This is a genomic window from Caballeronia sp. (genome assembly GCF_028292365.1).
Taxonomy (GTDB): domain Bacteria; phylum Pseudomonadota; class Gammaproteobacteria; order Burkholderiales; family Burkholderiaceae; genus Caballeronia.
Window position 1 is genome coordinate 1 of record NZ_JAQGMM010000562.1, and the last position, 8,458, is coordinate 8,458.

The window sequence follows — 8,458 nt, forward strand, 5'->3', positions numbered from 1 at the left end:
AGCATAAGCACCGCAGCGAACAATCGCGACAAAACATGCTGCCAAACCGCCTGTCCGGCGGATTAGCGCGGGCTGAAGATTGACCAGCAGTAACGCAAGAAGGGCGAACGGGCTGCAAGCCTGCGCCCGCTGCAGAACACTCAAGCCATGCAGCCTTTATTCCACACCAGGAGACGCCACCATGAATCACAAGCTTCGCCGTTTGACCCTGTCCGCTATTGCTGCCGCCACGCTTGGCATTCCGTTTGCCTCGCAAATGTCCGCTCACGCCGACGAGCCCCTGAAGGTAGGTTTCCTCGTCAAGATGCCGGAACAGGCATGGTTCATCAACGAGCAAAAAGCGGCGACGGCACTCGGGCAGAAGGAAAAATTCTCGGTGGTGAACATTGGTACGCCGGACGGTGAGAAGGTGCTGTCCGCTATCGATAATCTTGGCGCGCAAGGCGCTCAGGGCTTTGTGATCTGCGCGCCCGACGTGCGCCTTGGACCGGCAATCCAGGCACGCGCAAAACGCTACAACATGAAGTTCGTGACGGTCGATGACCAGCTTGTCGACTCAACGGGCAAGCCGTTGCCTAACGTTCCGCACCTCGGCATGTCCGCGTTCAAGATCGGCAATCAGGTAGGCACCGCCATCTCCGATGAAATGAAAAAGCGCGGCTGGAAACCTGAAGAAGTAGGCGCACTGCGCATCACGGATTACGAACTGCCCACGGCCAAGCAACGTACGGACGGCGCGACGGAGACGCTGTTGGCTGGCGGATTCAAGAAAGAAAACATCTTTGATGCCCCACAAAAAACGACCGATGACGAGGGCGGTTTCAATGCGGCATCGCCGGTGTTGTCGCAGCATCCGAACATCAAGAAGTGGGTGATCTTCGCGATTAATGAAGAGACCGTTCTGGGCGCCGTGCGCGCGACTGAACAGCTGCATATAGCGTCGCCTGATGTGATTGGCGTCGGTATCAATGGCGCAGGCGAAGCGTTCGCGGAATTCCAGAAGAAGGAACCCACTGGCTTCTTTGGCACCATCGCGGTGAGTTCGACGAACCACGGCAAGGACAGCACACAGAACCTCGTCGACTGGATCAAGTCCGGCAAGACGCCGCCGGCCGACACGCAGACCACGGGCAAGCTGATGGTTCGCAGCAACTGGCAGGACGTGCGCAAGGAATTGGGCATCTGAGCGTTTCGCGACGGGCGTGGTTTTGGTCAATGATGGCTGTGATCGTTGATCTGAATCACTGAGCAGAACCACGCCCCGATTTAGTTTTCAACGAGGAACGCCCAATGACGGATACCGCAGTGGCCACGGCCGCGCCTTATCTTTTGCTCGACAACATCACAGTGCGCTTTCCTGGCGTGCTTGCGCTCGACTCGGTGTCGCTGGACGTGCGCACCGGTGAAGTCCACGGGCTGATGGGCGAGAACGGCGCGGGCAAATCCACTTTGCTGAAGGTGCTTTCGGGCGTCAATTCAACGAGTGGCGGCAGCTTGTCGCTGGACGGCGTGGAGCAGCAGTTCACGACTACGAAAGCAGCCATTGAGGCAGGCGTTGCGATCATTTATCAGGAACTGCATCTTGTCCCGGAACTGACCGTGGCCGAGAACCTGATGCTTGGCGCAATGCCAAGCCGCTTCGGCGTGCTCGATGAAAAGGCCCTGGTCAAGCGCGCGATCAGCGAGCTGGATCGCCTGGGAGAAAAGATCGATCCGAACATGCAGGTCAAGCATTTGTCGATCGGGCAGCGGCAGATGATCGAGATCGGCAAGGCGTTGATGCGCAACGCTCGCGTGATTGCCTTCGATGAACCCACGAGTTCGTTGTCGTCGCGCGAGACGGAGCAATTGTTCAAGATTATCCGCGCGCTTAAGGAAGAAGGGCGCGCGATTATCTATGTCACGCATCGGATGGATGAGGTGTATGCGCTTTGCGATCGCGTGACGGTGTTCCGCGATGGCCGTCGTATAGAGACCTTCGAGGAAGTCGATGGACTCGAGCGTGACCGGCTGATCAGTTGCATGGTCGGACGCTCGATCCACGATGTGTACGGATACCGCACGCGCGAGATAGGCGACGTGCAACTCGATGTCCAGGAACTGATGGGGCCGGGCCTTTCGGAGCCCGCCAGTTTCAGCGTGCGCAAAGGGGAGATAGTCGGGTTCTTCGGGCTCGTTGGTGCTGGACGGTCGGAGTTGATGAAGCTGATTTACGGGGCGGTGAAACCCGTGTCCGGGCAGATCGTGCTCAAGGGGTCCAAACGCAAGTTCAGGTCGCCGCGCGATGCTGTTCGTGCGGGCGTGGCGCTGTGCCCGGAGGACCGTAAGCAAGAGGGCATCGTCGCGATTGCTTCCGTTTCCGACAACCTGAACATGAGTTGCCGGCGGCATTTCAGCCCGTTCAACATACTGAACAGCCGCAAGGAAGCCTCGACCACCACTGACTATATTGCGAAGCTAGCCATCAAGACACGCAATGGCAATACGCCTATCGGCACGCTCTCAGGCGGCAATCAGCAGAAGGTCATTCTCTCGCGCTGGCTGGCGGAAGAGATCGACGTGTTCCTGATGGATGAGCCTACACGCGGTATCGATGTCGGCGCGCGCAGTGAAATTTATGGCCTGCTGTATGCGCTCGCGGAAGCCGGGCGAACGGTCATCGTGGTGTCGAGCGATCTGGCCGAAGTGATCGGCGTGGCGGATCGCGTGATGGTGATGCGCGAAGGAAAGATAGTCGGTAACTTGCCCAAGGCGCAGGCCACGCCGGATCACCTGATCAAGCTCGCGCTACCCGGCTGATAGCACGCACGGTTACACCAGAGACTACCCGCGGCGCGTACCAACGCGTGGCGAACGAAAGAGACATTATGCAAATCACTCCTGTCACCAATCAGTCGAACCCCGCCGAAAGCACGGGCGCTCGTGCCCGTGCCGCAAGGACCTGGGACCTCATCAACAAGTCGGGCATCGTCATGGTGTTCGTGATCTTGTTCGCGACGCTGTCCTTTACCGTGCCGGATTTCATCAGTTCGCGCAACATCCAGGGCTTGCTGCTGTCGGTCACGCTGATTGGCTCCATCTCCGTCACCATGATGTTCGTGCTGGCGCTTGGTGAAGTGGATTTGTCGGTGGCGTCGATCGTGGCGTTTGCCGGGGTGGTGGCGTCCACGTTGATTACGAGCACCCATAGCGTCACGCTCGGCATAGCGGGCGGCGTGTTGGCGGGCGGGGCGGTCGGGCTGGTGAACGGCGTGCTGATTGCGCGCTGGAAGATCAACTCGCTGATCGTTACGCTCGCCATGATGGAAGTCGTGCGCGGGCTGGCTTACATCACGTCGAACGGCGACGCTGTGATGATTTCAGAAGAGCGTTTCTTCGATCTGGGCGGCGGCTCGTTCCTGGGGATCTCGTTTCCGATCTGGTCGAATATCGTTGGATTCGTGATATTCGGTTTCCTGTTGAAGAAGACGGTGTTCGGGAAGAACGTGCTGGCGGTCGGCGGCAATAGCGAAGCGGCGTTGCTGGCTGGGTTGCCGGTCATGCGCATCAAGATCACGGTGTTCGTGCTGCAGGGGCTTGTGACCGGGTTTGCGGGCGTCATGCTGGCATCGCGGATGAGTCTTGGAGACCCCAAGACATCGGTCGGGCTGGAGTTAGGCGTGATTTCCGCGTGCGTGCTGGGCGGCGTTTCGCTGACGGGCGGCGTAGCCACTATTTCCGGCGTGCTGGTTGGAGTGTTGATCATGGGCTCGGTGCAGGACGCAATGAGTCTCATGAATGTACCGACGTTCTATCAGTATCTGATTCGCGGCGGGATTCTCTTGTTAGCCGTGCTGTTCGATCAGTATCGGAGGAGCAAGCGGGTGGCTTGATTCAGCTAGCTTGGGGCCGATGCGTTTGATAAAAGCATCGACCCCAGGCGAAACCCATTAGTCCTCGAACTTCTCAACCTCATGCCGCTTGCCAAGCAACATCGCGTCGGCAACATGTTGCAGCGGGCTGACATCGACATCGCTTGAACCGGTCGAGATCAAATCGAAGAATCGATCATAAAGGCTCGGATATTCCCTCTCCGGTCCGATGTCTTTCACCTCTCCATCGATCTTCAAAAACTTCCCGCCCTGAGCCAGATGCAAGAGACCGTCACGAGTGGTTACTTCGATCTGCCACAGTTCTTGCGGACCAAAGCGCCAGTCGAATTCCGCCCGGATCGGCGTGCCGAGCGCGTCGCTGAAATCAAGGTTCGCGGCAATCGGATTGTGCCGGTTCGCCGGGACAAACAACTCTGCTGACTTCAGGAAAAACGCATGCGGCAAGATACGCGTGATGATGGATAACGCGTTGATGCCCGGGTCGAATACACCCAGACCGCCCGGTTGCCAGATCCAGTCCTGACCCGGATGCCAGCGGCGCACATCTTCTTTCCACAGGACATTCACCGCTGTGATCTCTTTGCCGGCCAACCATGCACGCGCGGTTTCAACGCCCGGGGCATGACGTGAATGCCACGACGCAAACAAGGTGCATTGATTTTGCCGAGCCAGATCGGCGAGCACCGTCACTTCGGTCACACTCGCGCCCGGTGGTTTCTCCAGCATCACATGCTTGCCCGCTTCAAGCGCCGCACGCGCCTGGGAGAAGCGGACTTGCGGCGGCGCGCACAGCGACACGGCTTGCATTAGCGGCTCCGCTGCCAGCATGTCTTCCACATTCTGATAATTGTTGACCCCGTCAATCCGCGCATTCCGGCTCGCGCCTGCAATGAGCTTGAACCGGGTGTTACCGGCGATAGCGGGTAAATGCTGATCGCGAGCGATCTTGCCGACACCGGCAATGCCTATCGCAACTTGCTCTGTCATGGTTGGACCTTAAAGAAAGCTTTTTTGATGTGGTACGCAATGGTGGTACGTGCAACGCGCCGGATTAATGCGAATGCCGCGGCACATCGGCGCCTCGACATCCTACGAGAAAATCGAAGTCGCATCCCTGGTCCGCTTGCAGGACGTGATCCACGTACAGCTTTCTATACCCGCTTGTGTCCGCGGGCGCAACGGTTTGCACTTCAGCCCAATTAGCGAGACGCGTGGTGAGTTCCGCATCGCTGACATCGAGGTGCAGCTTTCCCGCCAGGCAGTCCAGTTCGATCCAGTCGCCTTGCTGCACGACCGCCAACGGACCGCCGGCGCGCGCTTCGGGCGCCACATGCAGCACCACGGTGCCATACGCCGTGCCGCTCATGCGGGCGTCGGAGATTCGCACCATGTCGGTCACGCCTTGCGCCAGCAGCTTGGGCGGCAAGCCCATATTGCCGACTTCCGCCATGCCCGGATAACCCTTCGGTCCGCAGTTCTTCAGCACGAGAACAGAGTCGGCCGTCACGTCCAGTTCGGGATCGCCGATGCGGGCCTTATAGTCATCGAAATTTTCGAACACGACCGCGCGGCCGCGATGCTTGAGCAAGGCCGCTGTCGCTGCCGATGGTTTGACCACCGCGCCATTGGGCGCGAGATTGCCGCGCACGATGCACAGGCCGCCATCAGGAACGAGGGGTTTGTCGAGCGGACGAATGACTTCTTCGTCGTAGATAGGCGCTTCTTTCGAGTTCTCCCATAACGAATGACCGTTAGCCGTCAGCGCGTCAGGGTGGGGCAGCAAACCTGCTTCACCCAGGCGCCGGATCACGCCGGGCAAACCGCCCGCGTAATAAAACTCCTCCATCAGGAAGCGCCCCGATGGTTGCAGATCAACGAGCGTCGGTGTGCCGCGACCAATGCGTGTCCAGTCATCGAGTTCAAGGTTCACCCCAATACGTCCCGCGATTGCTTTCAAATGAATCGCCGCATTCGTCGATCCGCCAATGGCCGCGTTCACGCGAATGGCGTTTTCGAAGGCTTCTTTCGTCAGGAGTTTCGAGAGCTTCACGTCCTGCAGCGCCATCTCCACAATGCGTATGCCCGACATATGCGCGAGCACGTAGCGCCTCGAATCCACGGCCGGAATCGCGGCGTTGTGCGGCAGCGTAACGCCGAGCGCCTCAGCCATGCAGGCCATGGTGGATGCCGTGCCCATGGTGTTGCACGTTCCGGCAGAACGCGACATGCCCGCTTCCGCCGACATGAATTCGTGCAGCGTGATCTTGCCGGCCTTCACCTGTTCGCTCAACTGCCAGACCACTGTGCCCGAGCCGATATCGCGGCCATGATGTTTGCCGTTGAGCATCGGGCCACCGCTCACCGCGATGGCCGGCACGTCGCAACTCGCTGCGCCCATCAACAACGCGGGCGTGGTTTTATCGCAGCCGACGAGCAGTACGACGGCATCGACGGGATTGCCCCGGATCGATTCCTCCACGTCCATGCTGGCGAGATTGCGCGTGAACATCGCGGTCGGGCGAAGGTTCGATTCACCGTTCGAGAACACGGGAAATTCGACCGGGAATCCACCCGCTTCGAACACGCCGCGCTTCACATGTTCGGCGAGCTTCCTGAAATGCGCATTGCAGGGTGTGAGTTCAGACCACGTATTACAAATGCCGATGATCGGCTTGCCCTGGAATTCGTGATCGGGGATGCCCTGGTTTTTCATCCAGCTTCGGTACATGAAACCGTTCTTGTCGGCAGCGCCGAACCATTGGGCTGAGCGCAGCGGGCGTTTTGCGTCTGACATCGATTTTTCCTTAACCGTTGCTATGTGTTTGCTGATTCAAGACTTCGTGTGCACGAACACGCTTTGCGTTCGGGACCTTTTTAGTGATTGCGCTCTATGCGCTGACCTATCCGTTTTATAGAACATGCAGAGCAGTCGTGCCGTCTTACATCTCTTACTGCCGATCCAGGGGATCGCGTTAACTCCGGGACCCAAGCGCAACCGGGTCGGCTTTGTTCGCGGCATCGTGTTGCCGCGCCGCATCTCGCCGCTTGAGCTTCGACCTTGCTCGTTCACCCGATGCCGTCCCATCCGATTTGCGCCGGGCCGCATGCCGTTCGATCACACGCTGCAACAGGCAGAACGCGCATAGAAGAGCGCCTATAACAATGCGGGTCCACCACGAACTCAGCGTGCCGTCGAATGTGATGAGCGTCTGGATGGTCCCGAGAATGCCGACGCCGAAGACCGATCCGATCACATAACCGACTCCACCGGTGAGCAGGGTTCCGCCAATGACCGTAGCGGCGATCGCATCGAGTTCCATGCCCTGGCCTTGCAAGCCGTAACCCGAGAGGACATACAGCGTGAACACCACGCCGCCCAGCGCCGAGCAGAAGCCGCTCAACGCATAGACGCCGACCTTCGTGCGCGCCACGGGCAGCCCCATCAGCAACGCGGAACGTTCGTTGCCGCCGACCGCATAAACGTTGCGCCCGAAGCGCGTGAAGTGCGCGACGAAGATGGCGAGCAGAAGCGTCGCGATGGCGATCAGGCCGCCGGCCGTGAGCGATGCGCCGTGAATATCGATGTGAAAACCCGACAGCGCGTGGAAGCTCGGATCATTGATGGTGATCGACTGCGTGGTGATCAGGAAGCACGCGCCGCGCGCGAGGAACATACCGGCCAGCGTGACAATGAACGGCTGCAGTTTGAAGAAGTGGATCAGCGCGCCCATCGCCGCGCCGTACAACGCGCCGAGCATGAGGACGAGTGGCACGATTACCCATATCGGCCAATGCAGGTGTTCAGCGAATACGGCGCAGAGGATGGTTGTCAAGGCGACGACCGATCCCACCGACAGGTCGATGCCACCCGATACGATCACGAACGTCATGCCGATCGCGACGATCAGCAGGAAGGCGTTATCCACGAGCAGGCCAAGCAGCACCTGCAGCGAAAAAAATCCGGTGTACATCACGGAGCCGAAGCCGAACAGTGCGATGAACAACACAATGGTGACGACGATCGGCAGGGTACGCGGATCGACCAGGCGATCGAGGAGGTTCCTCATTTTGCAGCCTCGCTAAGGGGCTTTTTCAGGGCGTAGGGAAGAACACGTTTTAGTTGTCGCATGATGACCGTGCGGGCTGTGGCGGACTGGATCACGCTTACGACCAGCACCACCGCTGCCTTCACGACGAGCGTGGCTTCTGGCGGTACGCCGATGGAGTACGTGGTGTACGTCAGTGTCTGGATGATCAATGCGCCGAGCACGGTGCCCGCGAGGCTGAACTTTCCGCCGAGCAGTGACGTGCCGCCTAGCGTGACGGCGAGAATGGCATCGAGTTCGAGCAACAAGCCGGCGTTGTTGCCGTCAGCGCTGCGCACGTTGGAGCTGATCAAAATGCCTGCAATAGCCGCCGTCAGTCCCGAGAAGGTATAGACCCCGAACACGATTGCACTCGAGCGCAGGCCGACCAGTTTCGTGGCCACCGGATTAATACCGATCGCACGAATGAACATGCCGAGCGCGGTGCGATTCATGAGCAACGCAGTCGCGGTAATTGCACCGGCCGCGACCCACACAGAA

General features: G+C 59.2%; 6 protein-coding genes and 1 pseudogene. 3 read left to right on the forward strand and 4 right to left on the reverse strand.

Annotation, left to right across the window (positions count from 1 at the left end; all coding sequences use genetic code 11):
- Positions 1 to 181: 181 nt before the first annotated feature.
- The 3 genes from JWR14_RS33220 (at position 182) to araH (ending at position 3,872) form a co-directional block, all read left to right on the forward strand.
- A complete protein-coding gene (locus JWR14_RS33220; protein ID WP_299717922.1) occupies positions 182 to 1,186 on the forward strand; it encodes an arabinose ABC transporter substrate-binding protein in 1,005 nt (334 codons plus the stop codon).
- Positions 1,187 to 1,290: 104 nt separating this feature from the next.
- Entirely contained in the window at positions 1,291 to 2,799 is a 1,509-nt protein-coding gene (gene araG / locus JWR14_RS33225) for an L-arabinose ABC transporter ATP-binding protein AraG (RefSeq protein WP_299717924.1), read from the forward strand.
- A 68-nt stretch (positions 2,800 to 2,867) separates the two neighbouring features.
- Positions 2,868 to 3,872, forward strand: coding sequence for an L-arabinose ABC transporter permease AraH (gene araH, locus JWR14_RS33230; RefSeq protein ID WP_299717926.1), 1,005 nt, complete (start codon positions 2,868 to 2,870; stop codon positions 3,870 to 3,872).
- 57 nt (positions 3,873 to 3,929) lie between these two features.
- Here the strand turns inward: araH and JWR14_RS33235 are convergent, their stop codons facing one another.
- The 4 genes and pseudogenes from JWR14_RS33235 to JWR14_RS33250 all read right to left on the reverse strand — a co-directional run.
- The gene (locus tag JWR14_RS33235) at positions 3,930 to 4,859 is read right to left on the reverse strand and encodes a Gfo/Idh/MocA family oxidoreductase (RefSeq protein ID WP_299717928.1); all 930 of its coding nucleotides are present in this window, start codon (positions 4,857 to 4,859) and stop codon (positions 3,930 to 3,932) included.
- 64 nt (positions 4,860 to 4,923) lie between these two features.
- A complete protein-coding gene (locus JWR14_RS33240) occupies positions 4,924 to 6,666 on the reverse strand; it encodes an IlvD/Edd family dehydratase (RefSeq protein ID WP_299717930.1) in 1,743 nt (580 codons plus the stop codon).
- A gap of 178 nt (positions 6,667 to 6,844) precedes the next feature.
- On the reverse strand, positions 6,845 to 7,939 hold the full coding sequence (gene yjfF / locus JWR14_RS33245; protein WP_299717932.1) for a galactofuranose ABC transporter, permease protein YjfF: 1,095 nt from the start codon (positions 7,937 to 7,939) through the stop codon (positions 6,845 to 6,847).
- Positions 7,936 to 8,458 (reverse strand): annotated as a pseudogene (locus JWR14_RS33250) (ABC transporter permease); the annotation flags it as partial. The pseudogene JWR14_RS33250 and the gene yjfF, both read right to left, overlap by 4 nt.

What these genes read in the sequence shown, in the direction of transcription:
- JWR14_RS33240 (WP_299717930.1), bottom strand. Translation starts at nt 6,666, where the DNA reads ATGTCAGACGCAAAACGCCCGCTGCGCTCAGCCCAATGGTTCGGCGCT.
- JWR14_RS33220 (WP_299717922.1), top strand. Translation starts at nt 182, where the DNA reads ATGAATCACAAGCTTCGCCGTTTGACCCTGTCCGCTATTGCTGCCGCC.
- yjfF (WP_299717932.1), bottom strand. Translation starts at nt 7,939, where the DNA reads ATGAGGAACCTCCTCGATCGCCTGGTCGATCCGCGTACCCTGCCGATC.
- araG (WP_299717924.1), top strand. Translation starts at nt 1,291, where the DNA reads ATGACGGATACCGCAGTGGCCACGGCCGCGCCTTATCTTTTGCTCGAC.
- JWR14_RS33235 (WP_299717928.1), bottom strand. Translation starts at nt 4,859, where the DNA reads ATGACAGAGCAAGTTGCGATAGGCATTGCCGGTGTCGGCAAGATCGCT.
- araH (WP_299717926.1), top strand. Translation starts at nt 2,868, where the DNA reads ATGCAAATCACTCCTGTCACCAATCAGTCGAACCCCGCCGAAAGCACG.